The sequence below is a fragment of the Streptomyces sp. NBC_01320 genome, from assembly GCF_035974375.1.
Taxonomy (GTDB): domain Bacteria; phylum Actinomycetota; class Actinomycetes; order Streptomycetales; family Streptomycetaceae; genus Streptomyces; species Streptomyces yanii.
This window is the reverse complement of record NZ_CP108390.1, coordinates 10,016,446-10,034,470: the sequence shown is the minus strand read 5'-3', so window position 1 is coordinate 10,034,470 and position 18,025 is coordinate 10,016,446. Positions and strand designations below refer to the sequence as shown.

The window sequence follows — 18,025 nt, the reverse complement described above, 5'->3', positions numbered from 1 at the left end:
GCGCTCAAATGCCCCGACATCTCAAGCACTCACTCACCAACTGGAGCGCTCAGTCACCCTAGTTGTGAGACCTGAATTGGCAGCGCTCGCCAGCTGAGTTGCCCAGTCGGCCTTCGCGCGCACTCGTACCGACCGCCGTCGTCCGTCGTAAGGCTGCACGCAGCGCGGCGGCCCCATGGTCGGCTCACGTCCTGTCGTACCTGCGCCTCGACCACGATGGGCTCATCGGACAAGCCGGCCACTACGCGCGGCTCTCAGGGCTCCACGCCCCAGCGTCGCGCAATTTCCTTGAGGCGTTCGAGTTCGCGTCGCGCTGCTGTCGGGTGGGCGAGGTCGAGAGCCATCCCGGCGCGGGCGGTGATGTAGAGGATGTCCTGGCGGGTGGCGGCATCGAGGCCGGGGGCGGTCTGAAGGCGGCGGCCCGTGACATGCAGGTAGATCGCGATGCTCTCAAGATGCTCGCGCAGGTGCACAGGAAGCACCTGCCGCAGTTCGTCCTTGACGTAGTCGCGCGCCTGCCCGTCGGCCTCGCAGGGGCGAGGCGGCAAGGGAGCCCGGAGAAGGCCGGCTTCCCGCGCGTTGTCGTACATGTCCGCCACCAGGGCGCGTGCGGACGCGGGGTCTCCCTCGGCGGCGGCCGCGCGGGCCGACTCCAACGTGGAGCGCAGTCGGGCACGAACCTGGAGGTCCTCGCCTGTGTGGGCGTCCAGATAGCCGGACCACACGTCGAACGCCTTGCTCAGTTCGGCGTTCAGCATGATCTTGTATGTGTCCGGCACTCCGCCGCCTCTCCCCTCGGGCCGTCCCGGCGTGGACGGCAGCGGTACACGATAGGAGGGGTAATGGGCGCACTGCCCGCGAATTACCTGGGGGCGGCCAGCCGAGGTTCGCGAGAACGCCGGCCGCGAGGCCGTCCTGCTGTTCCTCGCCGCGCACGGCGTGACGGACGTCGAGAATCGCACTCACACCCTGCTGACCTGCATCGACGGACTGGTCTTCGACCGGCTGGTGAATGGCGGCGAAGTACCGCGCGAGGCCCTCGAAGGCCTGGTCGCCGCTGCCCTATGTCAGGACGCGGACATCCACGGTCCTGACGGATCCGGGAGAGCGAAAACGGTGGCTGGCATCCGACAGGCCAGGATGGCTGGATTCGTATGAGATCCGATCGCCAGGTGATTCAACACGGCGGACGCGCAACCGGCTGTGCCTGAGGACGCGCGATGAGCAGAGCCACGTCGTCGTGGTGCTCCGGGTCGCGCAGTGCACTGAGGAGCCGGTCGCATGTCTCCTCCAAGGGGCACTGGGGGCCTTCCAGCAGCTGGAGCAGTCTCTTCAGGCGCTCGTCGATGGGATGTTCGCGGGTTTCGACCAGTCCGTCGGTATAGAGGACGAGCAGATCGCCGTGCCCCAATCGGACGGTGCCGGCTTCGAAGGGGACGCCGCCGACGCCGAGGGGGACGCCGGTGGGCAGGTCGACCAGTTCCGGTGGATGGCCTGTGCGTACCAGGACGGGAGGCATGTGTCCTGCTGTGGCGATGTGACACTCCGCGCGGCGAGGGTCGTAGACGGCGTAGACGCAGGTGGCGATGTAGTGCTCCAGGCGTGTGGTGGTCTTGTCGAGCTGTCGGAGCACCTGTGCCGGGTCGAGGTCGAGATCGGCCAGCGTGCACGTCGCGGTGCGCAGTCGGCCCATGGTCGCGGCGGCGTCTATGCCGCTGCCCATCACGTCACCTACCACCAAGGCGGTCTTGTCGCCGTCCAGGGAGATGACGTCGAACCAATCCCCGCCGACCTCGCTGGCAGCTCCTGCGGGTTCATAGCGGGAGGCGACGTCCAGGCCCGCGTGGTGCGGAGGGTGATCCGGCAGCAGGCTGCGTTGAAGGGTGACCGCGATGTTGCGCACGCTCTGGAACCAACGCGCATTGTCGATGCACACCGCGGCGCGGCCGGCGAGCTCACCGGCCAGGGTGGCGTCGTCCTCGTCGAAGGGCAGCGGATTGCGAGCACGTATGAAGTCCACGGCGCCCAGGACTTCGCCGCGGGCGATCAGGGGGACCGCGAGATACGAGTGGACGCCGGCCTGGGCCAGAAGGGCGGCGGCAGCCGGGTCGCGGGCGATGCGGGGCAGATCCTGATCGGTTGCGTGCGGCACCAGCACCGGCCGACCAGTGTGTACGCACTGCGTGACCAGGCGGTCAGCGCCATAGGTGGCAAGGTCTCCGGGCCTGTCGGCGGCGCGGACGACCTCGGTGGGATAGGCGGCTACGACGGCGAGGGCACGGAAGAGTTCCGGGCCGGTCGCGGGCGCGGCCGAGCGGCGCAGGGCCAGGACGGAGTCGAGCACGTCCACCGCGACCACGTCGGCGAGGTCCGGCACCGTGGCCTCGGCCAGCTCCCGGGCGGTCTGGTCCACCTCCAGGGTGGTGCCGACGCGAGCGGAGGCGTTGGCGATGAGGGCAAGGCGTCGGCGAGCCCGTGCGGCCTCGGTGGCCGCACGGTGCCGCTCGGTGATGTCCACCACCGAGGCAGCCACACCGAGCACCCGCCCGACGCGGTCCTCCAGCCGGAAATACGAGGTGGACCACGCGTGCTCGGTCTCGGGTTCGGCGGGGGTGCGTCCGACGACGTACCGGTCCAGGACCGGGATACCGGTTGCCAGGACCTGGCGCATCACGGACTCGATGGCAGTGGTGTCCAGGAAGGGCAGGGCTTCATGGACGTTCCGGCCGATGTGGTCGGCGGCGGGCAGGCCGTTGATGTGGGCCAGGGCTGGGTTGACGGTGACGTACCGCAGGTCGGTGTCCATGACCTTGAGCCCGATCGGGGACTGCGAGACCAGCCGCTCGGAGAGCGCGAGCTCGGTTTCGACCTGCTGGAGGGTGGTGTGGTCGGCCGCGATGCTCAAGGCGTATACGTCTCCGAGGGGGTCCAGCAGCCGCATGTTGCGGAACTCGACCAGCCGGGTACTGCCGTCCTTGTTCCTGATAGGGAAAGCACCGGCCCAGCTCTGGCCCGTGTCCATCACCTCGGCGAACAGCTTGATCACCAGATCCAGGTGCTCCTCGTGGACCATCAGGCGTGCCGCGTACTGGCCCAGAGCCTCCTGGGCGGTATAGCCGAACAGCTCCTCGGCCTGCGGGCTCCAGAAAGCGATCCGCCCGTCGGCGTCCAGCACCACCGCGGCGACAGTCAGCAGGTCCAGCAGCCCACCCGGGTGTGAACGCCCGGGGCGCAGCCGTCTGATGTCGGCCTGGAAGGATTCGATGCTGTTCATGCAAGGCACTCCCTCCGCCTGCCAACCGACGCGGGGCCTCCTGCCGGTCTTCGGTTGCGCCGGTCTCCTTGCTGCTCCGGATACCCCCATACTCCCCCTGGCCCCGTCGTCATCCCAGCGCAAGACGGTTGGCAGACCGGAGAGGACTCGCCTGACGGACAGCAGGCGGTACCCGGCCTGCGGCTGCCCGTGACGGGGGTTCTTCCTGGTCGCGCGGATCGAGCTGAATCGGGAACGTGTCGTCGGCCAACTCCGTACCCGGCCACCGCAGCCCTGCCGGTCATCGCGGCCGTGTGTCCGGCGTGGCGGTCCGGACATCCGTCTCCGCAGCCACCGCCACGGTCGGCGGAGGAGGCCTGGACGGCTCGGCGGTGCCGATGGGCACCGGCATCCCCTTCGCGCTCGCGGTCCTCGCGGTCCTGGCCGTCCTGAGCACCCACCTGCCCTCTGCGCTGCGGGCCTTCCCGCCGACCCTTGCGGTCGCCGACGACCGGGGTCCGAGCGCTCACCAACGGTATGGCCGCCGTCCCGCCGGACGGGACACTCGGCAGTCCGCTCCCCACGGGTCCTGCTGACAGCCGCGTAGGTCGTCCAGCCGGTTTCCCGTGGCAGGCCTCATCACCTGCGGCGAAAATGGTGGGCGGAAGGCAAATGAGGAGGTTGGCATCCGGTGTGAAGCTCTCCCGTAGGCCTGCGGCGTCCGACGCGCCTCTGGCGCTCGGCCCGGGCGCAGGCAGGAAAGGGCTCAAATCCGGTGCCCTGGGACTGTGTTCCTCTGTTGTCATCGGCGTGGCGTCCACCGCCCCGGCGTACAGCATCGCGGCCACGCTCGGCCTCATCGTGGCGGGGGTCGGCCTGCAGGCCCCGATCATCGCGATCCTGGCCTTCATCCCGATGCTGCTGATCGCGTACGCCTACAAGGAACTCAACGCGAGCAACGCCGACTGCGGGACCACCTTCACCTGGGCGACCCGTGCCTTCGGTCCGCGCACCGGCTGGATGGGCGGCTGGGGCATCATCGTCGCCGACATCATCGTCATGGCGAACCTCGCCGAGATCGCCGGCATCTACGGCTTCCGGCTCCTGGGCTACGACTCACTCACGGACAACAGGGTGTGGGTCACGATCGCGGGCGTCGTCTGGATCATCGTGATGACCGCGATCTGCTACATCGGCATCGAGATCTCGGCCGCCGTTCAGCGCTGGCTCCTGTTCTTCGAGGTGGCCGTACTGGTGCTGTTCGCCGTCACCGCCCTGGTCAAGGTCTACACCGGTAATCCCGAGATGGCGATCCATGTCTCCGCGTCCTGGTTCAACCCCCTCCACGTGCCATCGGTCGAAGCGCTGACCACGGGCATCCTCGCCGCCGTCTTCATCTACTGGGGCTGGGACACCGCCGTCACGGTCAACGAGGAGACCGCGGACAGCACGCGCATCCCGGGGCGCGCCGCCATCATCTCCGTTGTGCTGCTGCTGATCCTCTATGTCCTGGTCACCACCTCGGCGCAGGCCTTCGCCGGAGTCGGCTCCACCGGAATCGGGCTGGGCAACAGGGACAACGCGGGCGACGTGCTCTCGGGCCTGGGCAACGCCGTCTTCGGCAGCTACGGCCTGGGGCCGCTATTCGCCAAACTGCTGATCCTCATGGTGCTGACCTCCGCGGTGGCCTCCACCCAGACCACCATCCTCCCGATGGCCCGGACCGTCTTCTCCATGGCCGCGCACAAGGCCGTGCCCTCCCGATTCGCCCGCCTGCACCGCAGATTTCTCACCCCGACCTGGTCGACGATCAGCTTGGGCCTGGCCTCCATCGGTTTCTACGTCCTCCTGACGGCGGTCAGCCGCAACGTCCTTGCCGACTCCGTCGAGTCGGTCGGCCTCGCAATCGCGTTCTACTACGGCCTCACCGGCTTCGCCTGTGTCTGGTACTTCCGCAGCGTGCTCACCCGCAGCCCCAGAGACTTCCTGTGCAAGGGGCTGCTGCCAGGCCTGGGCGGGCTGATGATGCTCTTCCTCTTCTGCTACGCCGCCTTCGACGTCTACGCCGACCGCGGCTACGGTGAGACCTCCATCGACCTGCCGTTCATCGGACGGACGGGCGGGGTGACCGTCATGGGCCTCGGAGCCCTGCTGCTCGGTGTCGTGCTGATGCTCATCGTCACGCGCGAGCACACCGCGGCCCTCAGGCTTCAACGCAGCATGCTGCCTCACCGGCTGCCGCAGCGGACCGCTGTCGAGATGGCGAGCCGCTATGTGCCCGCCGACAGCCGGTCCGGGGTGGGCGGCGACTGGTTCGACGTCATCCCCCTGTCGGGAACCCGTGTCGGCCTGGTCGTCGGCGAGGTCACCGGCTACGGACTGCTCGCCGCCGCCACCATGGGGCGCCTGCGTACCGGTGTACGTGTCCTCGCCCGCCTCGACCTCGCCCCGGACGAGCTCCTGTCGCGCCTGGACGACCTGGCCGGGCAGACCGCCGAGGAGAGGGCGGCCGTTCATGGTGCGGGCGGCGCGCGGCCCGGGGAGGACGCAGCCCTGGGATTGACGTGCCTGTACGCGGTGTACGACCCGGTGTCAGGACAGTGCAGCATGGCGCGTGCCGGCCACTCGCTGGCTGCGGTCGTCCTGCCGGACAGCGGCGTCACCACCTACCCGGAGCTCCCGGCGGGCCCTCCGCTGGGACTGGGGGGTCTGCCCTACGAGACCACGGAATTCCAGCTGCCGCAGGGCAGCCTCGTCGCCCTTTTCACGGACGGCCTCGTCCAGGCGGCCGCCGACGACCTCGACGTCGGCCTCGGCCTGCTCGCCGAAACCCTCGCCCAGCACCGGCGTTCCCTGGAAGAACTCTGTGACCGCGCAGTCGCGACCCTGGTGCCGGGGCCGGCGAACGATGACGCGGTCCTGCTCCTCGTACGCACACGGATGCTCGGCGAGCACCAGGTGGCGGTGTGGGAACTGACCGCGGAACCCGCGATGGTCGGCAAGGCCCGCGCCATGACCATGGGGCAACTCGGAGCGTGGGGACTCGACGAACTGTCGTTCACGACCGAACTCATCGTCAGTGAGCTGGTCACCAACGCCATCCGCTACGCCGCCGGGCCGATCCACGTCCGGCTCATCCGCGACCAGACCCTCATCTGCGAGGTCGCCGACACCGGGCACACCTCACCCCATCTGCGCCACGCCGCCGCTGACGACGAGAGCGGCCGCGGCCTGTTCATCGTCGCCCAGATCGCACAGCAGTGGGGCACGCGCTACACGCCCACCGGCAAGACCATCTGGGTGGAGCAGGCCCTGCCGGAATCCCCTGCCGTCGATGAAGCGCTCTGACAGCGCGATTCGTCCTGGGAGTGGTGTTCGAACGCGTTGCAGGCGGTGAGACGGCCAGAGGCCCGCCAGACTCTCGACATCGGCCGCGGCCCGGTGTGGTCGGTGGTGGCATACGCGAGTCCGTCGACGGTCAAGGCCGGCATCGGCAAGCTTCGCAAAGGTCGCCCGGGGCACCGGATTCAAGTTCGGCGAACGGTGGCCCGCACCGGAATGCCCGACCCGGCGCCCCGGCTTCTGTGCCGCCCTCGTCTCCACCGCCCGCGTCAGCATGCACCGCAAACCGCCGGTGAGGAGGTAGGCACGGCGTCCAGGCCTCGGATGCCCCGAAGGAACATGACCGTCAGCGCCACAAGGAACAGGACGGGAAAGGCCGCTGCCACGAGGGCCCCGGCCACGGGCCCCGCGAACACGCCTACGATCACACTCGCGACGATGACGATTCCCAGGCCGACGTGCACGGCACGCACGTCGGCCCTGATCACCTCTCGCAACGCCCGCATACCGGAGTCGTACCGCTCCCGCGCTGCTTCCGGCTCAGAGCCTGTCGGGTGACCTTCGATCGGATAGCGGACGCGGTCTGGTGCGTGCGATTCCAAGGCGGCGGGATGTCCTCGGATGGGGTCTCCCCTGCTCGAACGAAGCTGAGAGCTCGGGGAAGGAGCTACTAGGATATTTCGGCAACGCGGGAAGCGTGCGTGCCAGGGCGTGGCCGCCCGATCAGAGGTCACCCGACAGGCTCTAAGCCGAGGGGCCCTCGGGCCACTGTTTCACCGACACCCTCCGTTGGGGTCGAACCGCCCCTCATGCTCCCGCCGCCGCGGCGGTCAGCGCAACGACTCGGGCAGTTCTTCCCGGTGGACGATGCCCAGGCGCTGCGTCGCACGGGTCAGCGCCACGTACAGGTCACTGGTCCCGAACCGGCCCGGCTCCACGACCAGGACATGGTCGAATTCGAGCCCCTTGGCCTCACGCGGGCCGAGCAGCACCACGGGACGGGTGAGGTCGGGTTCGGCGCCGGCCGTGACTCCGTCGAGCGGGGCCGCGATCTCCTCGTGCAGCGCTCGCGGTGCGATCACCGCGAGGCGCCCCTCTTCGGGCGTCAGCTCCGCGACGGCCTGTGCCACCGCGCCCGCCAGATCCGCACCGGCCTCCCGCGTCCACGGCGTCTCGCCGGTGGACCGCACCGACGCGGGCGGCTCGAACGAGGGGTCCTGGACCCGTACGACCCTGGCGGCCAGCTCCATGATCTCCGCGGGCGTACGGTAGTTGACCCCCAGCCTCACATGCTCGAAACGGTCGCCGACGTACGACTCCAGGATCCTCTCCCACGAGCCGACGCCCGCCTCCTCGGAGGTCTGCGCCGGATCACCGACCAGGGTCAGCGAGCGGGTCGGTGACCGGCGCATCAGCAGCCGCCACGCCATCGGCGACAGTTCCTGCGCCTCGTCGACGATGATGTGGCCGAACGCCCAGGTCCGATCGGCGGCGGCCCGCTCGGCCGCGCTCCGGTGATCGGCCTCCTCCTGCCGCTCGGCCATCCGCTCGGCGTCGATGATGTCGTGGGCGGCCAGGCGCTCGGACTCCTCGTCCTCGAACTCGTACGTCTCCGAACCCCGGGACAGCTCCAGGACGCCCTGTGCATAGGCGACCCGCTCCTGGCGCTCGGCCTCGGCGGCGGCCCGCTCGGCACTGTCGTCGGCCCCGAGCAGCTCGGCCGCCTCGTCGAGGAGCGGCACATCGGCCGGGGTCCACTCCCCGTCACCGGGAACGCGCCGGATGGCCTCGGCGTCCTCTTCCGGTACGTACACCGGCTCGGCCAGATAGTCAGCGAGGAACCGCTCGGGGGTGAGCGCCGGCCACAGCTCTCCGACGGCGGCGTGCACCTCCTCGCTCGCGGCGACGCTCTTGCCGAGCTGGGCGATGTCGTCCGCACCGAGGAAGTTCGGGCCGCCGTACGGGTCCGCGCCGATGCGTTCGGCGAGCTGCGCGGTGAGGGCGTCGATGACGTGGAACGCGAAGTGCGGACGGGCGAGGTTGTGCGGCAGACGGGTCTCGCGGGCCGACTGCCGGGCCTCGTAGGCGATCTCCCAGTCCAGGACGAGGTCCCCGTCGTCGTGCGGGATGACCACCGGCGCGCCGGGCTCGGGCAGCCCCTGCCGGTCGCGTACGGCGCGGGCGAGCGCCTCGGCCATCCCCGCGCCGCCCTTGACGGCGGCCGCACGGGGGGTATCGGTTCCGCGGGCGTGGACACCGGGGAAGAGCTCGGCCTGCGTGGCCAGCATGACCCCGGTCTCGCCGAGGGCGGGCAGCACCTCGCCGATGTAGCGCAGGAAGGCCGGATTGGGGCCCACGACCAGGACCGCGCGCTTGGCCAGAAGCTCACGGTGCTCGTACAGCAGGAAGGCCGCACGGTGCAGCGCGACCGCGGTCTTGCCCGTGCCGGGGCCGCCCTCGACGACGAGGACACCACGGTGCGGAGCACGGATGATGCGGTCCTGTTCCGCCTGGATGGTCCGCACGATGTCGCCCATGCGGCCGGTGCGGGCGGAGCTGAGCGCGGCGAGCAGCACGGTGTCACCGCTCGGGTCCTCGAAACCGCTGCGTTCGCGGTCCCCGAGATCGAGGATCTCGTCGTGCAGTTCGGTCACCGTGCGGCCCTCGGTGGTGATGTGCCTGCGTCGGCGCAGATCCATGGGCGTATGCCCGGTGGCGAGATAGAAGGGCCGGGCGACAGGTGCCCGCCAGTCGATCAGCAGAGGCGTGTGTTCGGTGTCGTCCTCACGGATTCCGATACGGCCGATATGGTGCGCGGCACCGTCGCGGAGGTCTATGCGGCCGAAGCACAGCGAGCCGTCCACCGCATTCAGGGCTGCCAGCAGACCGGAACGCTCGGCGAGGAGCACATCGCGTTCGAGACGGGCCTGCAGGCCGTTCCCTACCGGGGTCAACGCGTCCTCGACACGCTGCGCGGTGACCCCGCGCAGCGTGTCGACACGGCTGTAGAGCCGGTCGATGAATTCCTGCTCCTTCTGCAATTCGACGTTTTCGCGAGTTGACAAAGTCGCTCCCTGCCGGATATGGTGTTCCTAGGGGCCCCGGTGAGGGGTTTTTTCTGTGAGTGCACAGAACCACTCAATATACGTGAGGAAATCCCCGTTCCGCAATTGCGGAACGGGGATTTCCTGTGCTCGGGGACCATGGCCCGGGAACTGAGGTCACGACAGACGCGGCCGCGCGCGAATCGGCAGCGCGTCTGTACCGTGCGCGCATCCCTGCCCGCGGCGCCGCCCGTGCCGGAGGGCTCTTCGCGGGCCCCTGCTGGACGAGGCCTCCCCCGAGGTCAGTGACTCCGCCGCCCGCCCCGGTAGCGTCTCGGAAGAGCGGCGGGACGGGCACCAGAGCCCGGCCCGCTTTCGAGCGGACGAACAGGTATCAGGAGGCAGGGCACGCACCATCGTTGATGGAGGTGGTGACGAAGTCGTAGCCCATCGCCTGCTTGCGCTTCATGGCGTAGACCTCGAGGCAGAGGGCAGTGTCCGTGCCGTCGGCGGTGACCGTGTAGTCGGCCTGTTCCGCGCCCCCGTTGAGCACGGCGGAATCCGGCGGATCCGAGGCGAGCGTGACAGTCAGCGCGTCCTGGGAACTGTGGCCCTTCTCTGCGATGCGGGCCTGCAGGATGTCCTCGTAGTTGATGGTCCCGGGCCCGAACTGCGCCTCGCTCGACAGCTCGGCGGTCGCCGCTGTCACGGCGGACCGCAGTTCGTCCCCGTCCCAGTTGTTGGAGCCGCTGAGAAGGCCCGGATGATAGAGGAGGTACATCCCGCCGACGGCGAACAGCAGCGAGCCGACGATAAGGGCGCGGCCGACGGGGTTGTGCGGGTTGTAGACGTATCGGTTGGTGCCCCATTTGCTACGGATGAATATGCGGTCGGCGTCATCGCGGCTGTCGGTCATGACGACATTCTCGACGCCGGTCGGCCCTTGTGACCAGCGGTTCGGGGGTCGGCTGAGACCCTCCGTCGGACATGACGGTGCCCCTCCGCGGAACTGCTGGGGCAATGCGTCCACAAGAGAGCGGTTCCGGTCAGTGCTTCGTGAGGCGATTCCGACGGCTGGGTAACCAGACGGCTCAACCGGCATGGCCGGCACCGGAGATGCTCATGGCTATGGTGGTAGGTCGCCGTCGGAGCATCTCGTCTGCTTCCTCCGGAGAAACCTGGCGGAGATCCAGAACCTGCCCAACTCCAGTTGCACGAACCGTGCGACCGTCCCAGCAGCGACGAAGGCTTTGCGATGGACTTGCACTGCGGCGTACTCACCTTGTGTGACGCCCGGAATTGGATCTTCCCTGCCCGTGCGGGGCCGTTTGCGGCTGGTGACGATCCTGCTGGCTTATTCCGTGCCCAGCGGGGCTGACGGCTCGTTGGGCAGAACAGCAGCGGCCGTCTTGGCTTTCCCGGTCGCGGGTGGGGTGTGGAATGTCGATGCAGCCGAGGCCGTGGCCGAAGGTGCCTGAGCTGACCGCGCAGGTGGCGCGGGCGGTGGCGGCACGGGGCCCGTACCCGTTGGCGATGCGGGTCCGTGACGAGCTGGGCGAGTTGTTCGCGGACGCCGAGTTCGCCGAGGCGTTCGAAGCCAGAGGACGGCCAGGCTGGTCACCAGGCCAGCTCGCGCTGGTGACGGTGTTGCAGTTCGCCGAGAACCTCACCGACCGGGCGGCAGTGCATCGGGTGCGGTACGGCATGGACCTGAAATACGCGCTCGGCCTGGAGCTGGATGATCCCGGGTTCGACGCCTCGGTGCTGTCCGAGTTCCGCACGCGGTTGGTCAAGCACGGGATGGAGGAGAAGGTGCTCGACCTGCTGCTGACCGCGCTCAAGGACCGGGGCCTGGTGAAGGCGGGAGGCAGGCAACGCACTGACTCCACCCGCGTGCTGGCGGCAGTACGCGATCTGAACAGGCTGGAGCTGGCCGGGGAGACGCTGCGGGCCGCGCTGGAGGCGCTGGCCTGCGCGGCCCCGGACTGGCTGACCCAGGCGGTGCCCGTTCGGGAATGGGCCGAACGCTACGGCCCGCGGATTCACTCCTGGCATCCGCCGGCTTCCACGAGCAAGCGCGAGGAGATGGCACTGGTCTACGGCCGGGACGGGTTCGCGCTGCTGGAGGCGGTGCACGCCCCTGACGCCCCGGCCTGGCTGCGTGAACTCCCAGCGGTGCAGGTTTTGCGCACGATATGGGTGCAGAACTACCACCGCGCCGTGACCGAGGCCGGGGCGGAGGTGAAGCGGCGCGAGAGCAAAAACCTCCCGCCCGGCAGACTGCGGCTGGCCTCCCCGTACGACACGGACGCACGCTACGGCCTCAAACAGGGCTCCTGGTGGACCGGCTACAAGATCCACATCAGTGAGTCCTGCGACGAAACTGATGACCAGGACGCGCCCACCGGCCAGGCGACGATCCCTGGAGCCGACGGACCGCCGCCACGCTTGATCACCAGCATCGCGACCACCGACGCCACAGTGACCGACGCGGAAATGACTGAACCGGTCCATCACATGCTCGCCGGCCGTGGTCTTCTGCCCGCCGAGCACTTCCTCGATTCCGGTTATGCCTCCGCCGAGTTGATCGTGGGGATGAAGAAGAACTTCGGGGTCACCCTGGTCACCCCGGTCCTGCTGAACAGCTCACCCCAGGCACGTGCCGGCGCCGGGTTCGACCGCACCGCGTTCACTATCGACTGGGAGAAGCGGCAGGCCACCTGCCCACGCGGGGACACCAGCACCTGGTGGAGCCCCGCGACCCAGCGCGGGACCAAGGCCATCGTCATCAAATTCGACAAGGAAACATGTCGCCCCTGCCCGGTGCGAGACCAGTGCACCCGCTCGAAGACCGGCGGCCGGACCCTCTCCCTGCAACCCCGCGAGCTGCAAGAAGTCCTCGACCATGCCCGCCTCCAGCAGTCCGACGAGCAGTGGCGAGCCAAGTACGGAACCCGCGCGGGCGTCGAGGGAACCATCCACCAGGCCGTCGCGGTCACCGGGATGAGACGTGCCCGCTACCTCGGCCTCCAGAAGACCCACCTGGAGCACGTCCTCTCCGCCGTTGCGCTCAACCTCATCCGCCTCGATGCCTGGTGGAACGGCCACCCGCTCGACCGCACCCGCGTCAGCCACCTTGCCCGCCTCGACCTCTCCCTCGCCGCGTGACCGAATAAGCCAGCAGGATCGGTGACACATTTCTGACCGGCGCCCCATCACCTGCCTCCCGGCGGGTGGTCCGTTCTTTGCCCTACCCTTGCACCGGATCAGCGCTTTAGCCCTCCAAGCGGTCGTGTCTCCCCCAGTTGGACAGCCCTCTCCGGCAACCTGTGCGCATGGCCGACACCTTCGAGCACACCCCCCAAATCTGGAACGCCGCACAACTGCGCGACGCCCTCAAAGATCTACCCGACGACGCACCCATCCATATCGGTGTGGCAAGCGACCCCGGCGACTTCGACGGGTACCGCGGCTTCGTCCTCGTGGACGCGCATCAGGTGGAGAACTGGTGGCCGGCCACCGCGACCACTCCAGAACGCACCGAGACGGAGCAGGCGCTGACCCTGTTCGCCGACTGGGAGCCGGACAGGTACGACCTTCTCGACTGAACCGGTCACGCTCAGGTCCACCGGACTGTCAGTTACCGCTGCAGTATTCGCCGGACGCGCCCGCACCGAAGGAGCAGCCCCGTGGACCTGAGCGTGAACCACAGACCATTGCCTACGCGGCCACCGAAGAGATCCGGGCCCTAACGGCCTGATCCACTCTCTATCGTGCACCAGGTCGGGTCGTAAGCGCGCCGCACCCTGGGCGGCGCCGCGTCCCCCACCCCGTCCGACATCTCCGACACCGCGCTCGCGGTGATGGTGTCCCTCGTCACTGCGCTCCCTTATTTCAAAGCCCAACAGGGCATGGCGCCGCCCACGCAGCGATGCGTTGAACAACCGCACGGCCGGGCCGGACAGCTCTACTCCTTCCAGCTTCCTGACCTGCCCGGCAGCCTGCGCCCGGCGCGATCCGGACATCACCGAGTCGGAACGACGCAGAACCGTTCCTGGGCAGTGGGCAGGAGTGAGTCCTGGCTCACTGGCACGCCCCGAACGGTCTTGGGCGCACTGGTCCTCCGCTTTCGCGTCCCGGGCGGCGACGCATATCCCGTATGCGCTCCGTTCCAGGTGGGCGGAATCCCTACGACCTGGCCATATGGGTGTGACCAGAGGCGACGGGGAGGCCCCGAACCATCTCGCTGGTGACACGGGGGCCCCGACTGCTGACACCACACCCGGCGTCCCAGATCGCACCGAGAACGTGACCCACACCCCGCCGGGCATACCCGCAGATCGTCACACTGATCACCCAATCGTGCCCATGTTCGCCAAAACAATGTGTCTGCCCAGCAGTTGTGAACCCCCTCCGGCGCCGCTGCCGCGACGTCGGGCCGGCGATCGCCACCCCGGGCCTGCTGCCCCGCTGGTGGACGCGGGTGGGCGGACCCGCCTCAGTGTGCGAAGAGGGTGCTGGCGAGGACCACGTGGACGGTGGTGCCGCCCAGGATGCTCAGCAGGGCATTGCGTCGCCACAGGTGCAGGCCGATGGTGACGGCCAGGGCCGCTGGCGGGGCGATGGCGCCTACTTCGGTCAGGTGGAGGTCGCGCAGACAGTAGGCGAGCAGGATCACCATGACGCCGGCCGGCATGCGGGTGCTGAGGTACTGGACGGTGCTGCTGGCGCGCAGGGGGGCCAGGACCGCGAAAGGCAGGGCGCGCAAGGCCCACGTGACGGCGGTGGAAATGGCGACCGCGGCGATCAGGTAGGGGGTGTCAGGCATGGCGGGCCCTCGTGCGGACGGTGAGGTGCCGGGTCAGAAGGGCAGCGGTGAACAGGACGAAGGCGGCCAGCATAATTTGGCCAGGGAAGAGAAGGCGGGCGACAAGTGCGCTGAGCAGCGCGAGGACGGGAGTGGGCAGGTCATCGCGCCGGTCCCTGATCGCATCGAGGGCAAGAACGGTGAACAGGGCGGTGAGGGCGAAGTCCAGGCCGGTGACGCTGTCGGGGATGAGCGAGCCGAGCAGTCCGCCGGCGGTGGCGCCGCCGACCCAGTACAGATGCATGTACAGCTGGAGCCACAGGATGCGGCGGCCGGGCCAGGAGCGGGCCTGCTCGCCGGTGGTCAGGGCGTAGGCCTCGTCGGTCAGGGCGAAGGTGCTGTAGGCCTTCGCGAGGCGCCCACTCACGCGGTGCAGGGGGAAGGACAACGTGTAGAAGACGTGCCGGATGTTGACCAGGAAGGCGGTCAGGGCGACCGCCCCCAGCGGCGCGACGGCGGCGACCAGGCCGACGAGCAGGAACTCGAACGATCCGGCGTAGATCAGGGCGGTGAACGCGCTCGCCCACCACCAAGCCAGGCCGGACTGGGTGACGAGTACCCCGAAGGCGAGGCCGAGCGGCACCAGGCCCAGGCCCACAAAGGTGGAGTCCTTGAACGCAGCCACAGCCGCAGGCGTCGGGCGCGGAGCGGGGGCCTGGGACGCGGCGGCGGGCCGAGAGGGATCAACGGCAGCGGACGGAAGTATTCCATGTGGGAACTTTAGGACAAAATCCGCCTTATATGGTTGCTGATAATGGCCCTACGATCCACTTATGAGCAATGAAGTGCATGTTGATCGCATCGACAGTGAAATCTTGTTTCATTTGAGTCAGGACGGGCGGCTGACCAATGTCGAACTGGCCAAACGAGTCGGCCTGACCCCGCCGCCGTGCCTGCGCCGGGTCAAGCGGCTGGAGGAGATCGGTGTCATCACCGGATACCGGGCCGTCATCGACCCCGAAGCCCTCGACCGCGGGCTGGAAGTCCTCATCGACGTCGAGGTCAGTGCCACCGACCGCAAGACCTTTGAGGAGTTCGAGGACACCGTGGCGTCCTACGAGGAGGTCATCGAGTTCCGTCGCATGTTCGGCCGCCCCGACTACTTCATCCGCGTCGCCGTTGCCGACCACGCCGCCTACGAGGCCTTCCTCACCGGCAAGCTCAGCGGCCTGCCCTGCGTCCTCCGCCTCGAATCCCACCTGACCATGAAGAAGATCAAGACCAGCCCCTGACAGCAGCCATCAGCATCAGTCGAGAGGCGCCCCGCTCACCGAGGTGAGCCAGGGCGGAATGGCGGTACCCGTGCAGGTCCCAGCCGGTCCCGGGGCTCTAGTAACGAGGCCGAGCCCAGCACGGTCGGCCCGGCCCGGCCCATGTATGGCAGTTCCTCACACGGCCGGCCACATCCACCACGCCAGAACGCACCAAGACACCCAGGACGGACAAGGCGCTGGCCGTGGGACAGGTAGGCGCAGGTAGCCGCGGGCTCGGAGGACACCAGGCGATCCGCCCGGACGACGGGTCCGACACCAGTGACCAGGTGCCCCCGCCACTGCGTTCCCTTATCTCAACGCCCAACAGGGCATGGCGCCGCCCACCCAGCGATGGGTGGAGCAGGCACACCCCTGCCTGCATGATCAGGTGATCCATGGTCCGGGAAGCGACCGGCTCAGATCTGAGCACACGTACTTCGGGGGCACATAGGCTGTGCCGCTGCTCCTGCCTCGGCGTGACGGGCTGTGGCTACGTGTCCCGGCAGGCCGTGGCTGTGAAGTCCGCTGTGGGGACGGCGGTGGGGGAACCATCGCCGCTGGCCGAGAGATCGTCGTAGTGGACCTCTCCCGGGGTGAGCCGGTCCCGGTCGGTCAGGGTGAAGGAAACGCTTGCCGATGACCAGGAGTTGTCCTTGGTCCAGCCGTAGAGGGCATACGTGGTCCCGGCCGTGAGTGGGGCCAGGGGCTTGGTCACGGTCCAGCCGGCGGCGGGGGTGTCCAGGGGCCAGGTGACGAGCCCGGCTGTGAGCGGACGGTCAGCGGTCCATGAACCCATCGTCGTCTGGCTTTTGACGTCGGTGCTGTCCACGTAGAGCGTCGCACCGTCGATATGGTGCCCGCAGATCATCATGACGCCGACCAGATGGCCGTCGACGGTCACGGAGATCCCGGTGACGGCATCGACGGGAACCGTGCACCCTGAGGTCGCGATCAGGGTCGCACCGACCGCAACAGCGCCGACGAAGCGCTGGGACACCGGCCACGCAAAGGCCCGCCGCATGAGCCCCCTCCCCCTGGGGGTCGCGCCCCCGATGTCCCAGATCGTATGCGGCCCGCTTCGAGAGACAGCGGCGCCGTCGCTCATCCGTTGCTACCTCGTTGCTACCTCGTGGCCGCCTGGTCGTGCCTCCGCCAGCGGTGGTGGAGATGCCAGTGAGCTGCCTGCTCAACTTCCCCGGCGTTGTAGACGGGACGCGGTGAGCCCTTCGTATGGTTGACCCGCCCCGGGGCACCGGGTGTGGCATCAAAATTCTGCCGCTTGTGACTTCGATGGATTGGCCTCTGACGCCCCAGTGACGCTCCGTGGGAGCGGAGCGAAGACGCGGATGGCACTCGAGCACGCCCACGAGCAGCCGAGAACCAGACGGCGTAGCCGTGCCGACCCCAGGTCGATATCCCGCCTCGACCGGTTCCGCAGGAGCCGACAGCAGTAACGGTCGCAGGAATTCCCACTCGGGACCGGGCGACAGGACCCGGGGTCGGTCAGAGCGTACGGGTGAGAAGGTCCAGAAGTGCCGTCCAGTGGCGTTCGGCTGCATCGGGGTTGTAGGCGGCGGTGTCGGCCTGGGTGTAACCGTGGTGCGCGCCTCGGTAGACCTCCCCCTGGTGGCGGACACCAGCTGCCGTGAGTGCCTTCTCGAGACGGTCGATCTGCTCGGGGGGCATTGCGTGGTCCTGATCGGCGTGCCCGAAGTACGCCTCGGCGGTGATGCGGTCGGCGAGTAGGTGCGGGCTGTCGGGGGTGTCGGGGGCCAGTTGCCCGCCGTGGAAGCCGGCGATGGCGGCGACGCGGTCCGGGTAGGTGCCGGCGGTACGCAGGGCCAGGCCTGCACCCATGCAGTAGCCGGTGACGCCGACCGGGCCCTCGGTGGCCTGTGGGCAAGCAGCCAACCAGCGCAGGTAGGCGTCGGCGTCACGCATCGCCAGTTCGGGGGTGAGTGACCGCATGATGGGGACGATGCGCTGGAAGATGTCGGGGCGCTGGACGGGGTCGATGAAGTCGGGAAGCTCCACCACCGGGGCGCGGCCATGACGGTAGAAGACGTTGGGGACCAGCACGGTGTAGCCGGCCCCGGCAAGGCGGTCAGCCATCTTCTTCAGGTGCGGGCGCAGCCCGAAGGCGTCCATGTAGAGCAGGACCGCGGCATGGGGGCTGCCATCGTCGGGATGAGCCAGGTATGCGTCGGCCGAGCCATCCGGGGTGGGAATATTCACCGCTGTTCCGTGCACGGCAGTCATCGGTGCT

General features: G+C 68.6%; 12 protein-coding genes and 2 pseudogenes. 6 read left to right on the top strand and 8 right to left on the bottom strand.

The genetic code is table 11. The annotated features are described in order from the left end of the window. Positions 1-254 precede the first annotated feature (254 nt). The gene (locus OG395_RS45540; RefSeq protein ID WP_327248159.1) at positions 255-779 is read right to left on the bottom strand and encodes a hypothetical protein; all 525 of its coding nucleotides are present in this window, start codon (positions 777-779) and stop codon (positions 255-257) included. A gap of 109 nt (positions 780-888) precedes the next feature. On the opposite strand from OG395_RS45540, the pseudogene OG395_RS45535 reads away from it, so the two are divergent. Continuing rightward, a pseudogene (locus OG395_RS45535) lies at positions 889-1,158 on the top strand (hypothetical protein); the annotation flags it as partial. 19 nt (positions 1,159-1,177) lie between these two features. On the opposite strand, the gene OG395_RS45530 reads toward OG395_RS45535, so the two are convergent. Then, positions 1,178-3,274 (bottom strand): SpoIIE family protein phosphatase, encoded by a 2,097-nt coding sequence (locus OG395_RS45530; protein WP_327248158.1) that lies wholly within the window; start codon positions 3,272-3,274, stop codon positions 1,178-1,180. Positions 3,275-3,473: 199 nt separating this feature from the next. Here OG395_RS45530 and OG395_RS45525 point away from each other — a divergent pair. Together OG395_RS45525 and OG395_RS45520 are read left to right on the top strand one after the other, a co-directional pair. Then, positions 3,474-3,771: pseudogene (locus OG395_RS45525) on the top strand (Na+/H+ antiporter NhaA); the annotation flags it as partial. A gap of 19 nt (positions 3,772-3,790) precedes the next feature. Continuing rightward, positions 3,791-6,601 (top strand): amino acid permease, encoded by a 2,811-nt coding sequence (locus tag OG395_RS45520; protein ID WP_327248157.1) that lies wholly within the window; start codon positions 3,791-3,793, stop codon positions 6,599-6,601. Between the two features lie 824 nt (positions 6,602-7,425). Here OG395_RS45520 and OG395_RS45515 read toward each other — a convergent pair. Continuing rightward, positions 7,426-9,636 carry a HelD family protein gene (locus OG395_RS45515; RefSeq protein WP_327249669.1) on the bottom strand — a complete coding sequence of 737 codons (2,211 nt, stop codon included), beginning with the start codon at positions 9,634-9,636 and terminating at the stop codon, positions 7,426-7,428. A 397-nt stretch (positions 9,637-10,033) separates the two neighbouring features. Beyond that, positions 10,034-10,555 (bottom strand): hypothetical protein, encoded by a 522-nt coding sequence (locus tag OG395_RS45510; protein ID WP_327248156.1) that lies wholly within the window; start codon positions 10,553-10,555, stop codon positions 10,034-10,036. Between the two features lie 530 nt (positions 10,556-11,085). Here OG395_RS45510 and OG395_RS45505 point away from each other — a divergent pair. Next, positions 11,086-12,807 (top strand): IS1182 family transposase, encoded by a 1,722-nt coding sequence (locus tag OG395_RS45505; protein WP_327248155.1) that lies wholly within the window; start codon positions 11,086-11,088, stop codon positions 12,805-12,807. A 167-nt stretch (positions 12,808-12,974) separates the two neighbouring features. After that, positions 12,975-13,247 carry a DUF6225 family protein gene (locus tag OG395_RS45500; RefSeq protein WP_327248154.1) on the top strand — a complete coding sequence of 91 codons (273 nt, stop codon included), beginning with the start codon at positions 12,975-12,977 and terminating at the stop codon, positions 13,245-13,247. 890 nt (positions 13,248-14,137) lie between these two features. Here the strand turns inward: OG395_RS45500 and OG395_RS45495 are convergent. After that, on the bottom strand, positions 14,138-14,467 hold the full coding sequence (locus OG395_RS45495) for a branched-chain amino acid transporter permease (protein ID WP_327248153.1): 330 nt from the start codon (positions 14,465-14,467) through the stop codon (positions 14,138-14,140). Continuing rightward, on the bottom strand, positions 14,460-15,131 hold the full coding sequence (locus tag OG395_RS45490; RefSeq protein ID WP_442818675.1) for an AzlC family ABC transporter permease: 672 nt from the start codon (positions 15,129-15,131) through the stop codon (positions 14,460-14,462). Before OG395_RS45490 ends, OG395_RS45495 begins: the two co-directional genes overlap by 8 nt. Positions 15,132-15,279: 148 nt before the next feature. Between OG395_RS45490 and OG395_RS45485 the strand changes: the two genes are divergently transcribed. Continuing rightward, a complete protein-coding gene (locus OG395_RS45485; RefSeq protein ID WP_327248152.1) occupies positions 15,280-15,738 on the top strand; it encodes an Lrp/AsnC family transcriptional regulator in 459 nt (152 codons plus the stop codon). A 511-nt stretch (positions 15,739-16,249) separates the two neighbouring features. Here OG395_RS45485 and OG395_RS45475 read toward each other — a convergent pair. Both OG395_RS45475 and OG395_RS45470 read right to left on the bottom strand, forming a co-directional pair. Next, positions 16,250-16,780, bottom strand: coding sequence for a hypothetical protein (locus OG395_RS45475; RefSeq protein WP_327248151.1), 531 nt, complete (start codon positions 16,778-16,780; stop codon positions 16,250-16,252). A gap of 482 nt (positions 16,781-17,262) precedes the next feature. Continuing rightward, positions 17,263-18,018, bottom strand: coding sequence for a dienelactone hydrolase family protein (locus tag OG395_RS45470; protein ID WP_327248150.1), 756 nt, complete (start codon positions 18,016-18,018; stop codon positions 17,263-17,265). Between the last annotated feature and the right edge of the window lie 7 nt (positions 18,019-18,025).

Excerpts from the sequence above, each read along its gene's own strand:
- OG395_RS45530 (WP_327248158.1), bottom strand. The coding sequence starts at position 3,274 with ATGAACAGCATCGAATCCTTCCAGGCCGACATCAGACGGCTGCGCCCC.
- OG395_RS45520 (WP_327248157.1), top strand. The coding sequence starts at position 3,791 with ATGGCCGCCGTCCCGCCGGACGGGACACTCGGCAGTCCGCTCCCCACG.
- OG395_RS45510 (WP_327248156.1), bottom strand. The coding sequence starts at position 10,555 with ATGACCGACAGCCGCGATGACGCCGACCGCATATTCATCCGTAGCAAA.
- OG395_RS45505 (WP_327248155.1), top strand. The coding sequence starts at position 11,086 with ATGCAGCCGAGGCCGTGGCCGAAGGTGCCTGAGCTGACCGCGCAGGTG.
- OG395_RS45500 (WP_327248154.1), top strand. The coding sequence starts at position 12,975 with ATGGCCGACACCTTCGAGCACACCCCCCAAATCTGGAACGCCGCACAA.
- OG395_RS45495 (WP_327248153.1), bottom strand. The coding sequence starts at position 14,467 with ATGCCTGACACCCCCTACCTGATCGCCGCGGTCGCCATTTCCACCGCC.
- OG395_RS45485 (WP_327248152.1), top strand. The coding sequence starts at position 15,280 with ATGAGCAATGAAGTGCATGTTGATCGCATCGACAGTGAAATCTTGTTT.
- OG395_RS45475 (WP_327248151.1), bottom strand. The coding sequence starts at position 16,780 with ATGCGGCGGGCCTTTGCGTGGCCGGTGTCCCAGCGCTTCGTCGGCGCT.
- OG395_RS45470 (WP_327248150.1), bottom strand. The coding sequence starts at position 18,018 with ATGACTGCCGTGCACGGAACAGCGGTGAATATTCCCACCCCGGATGGC.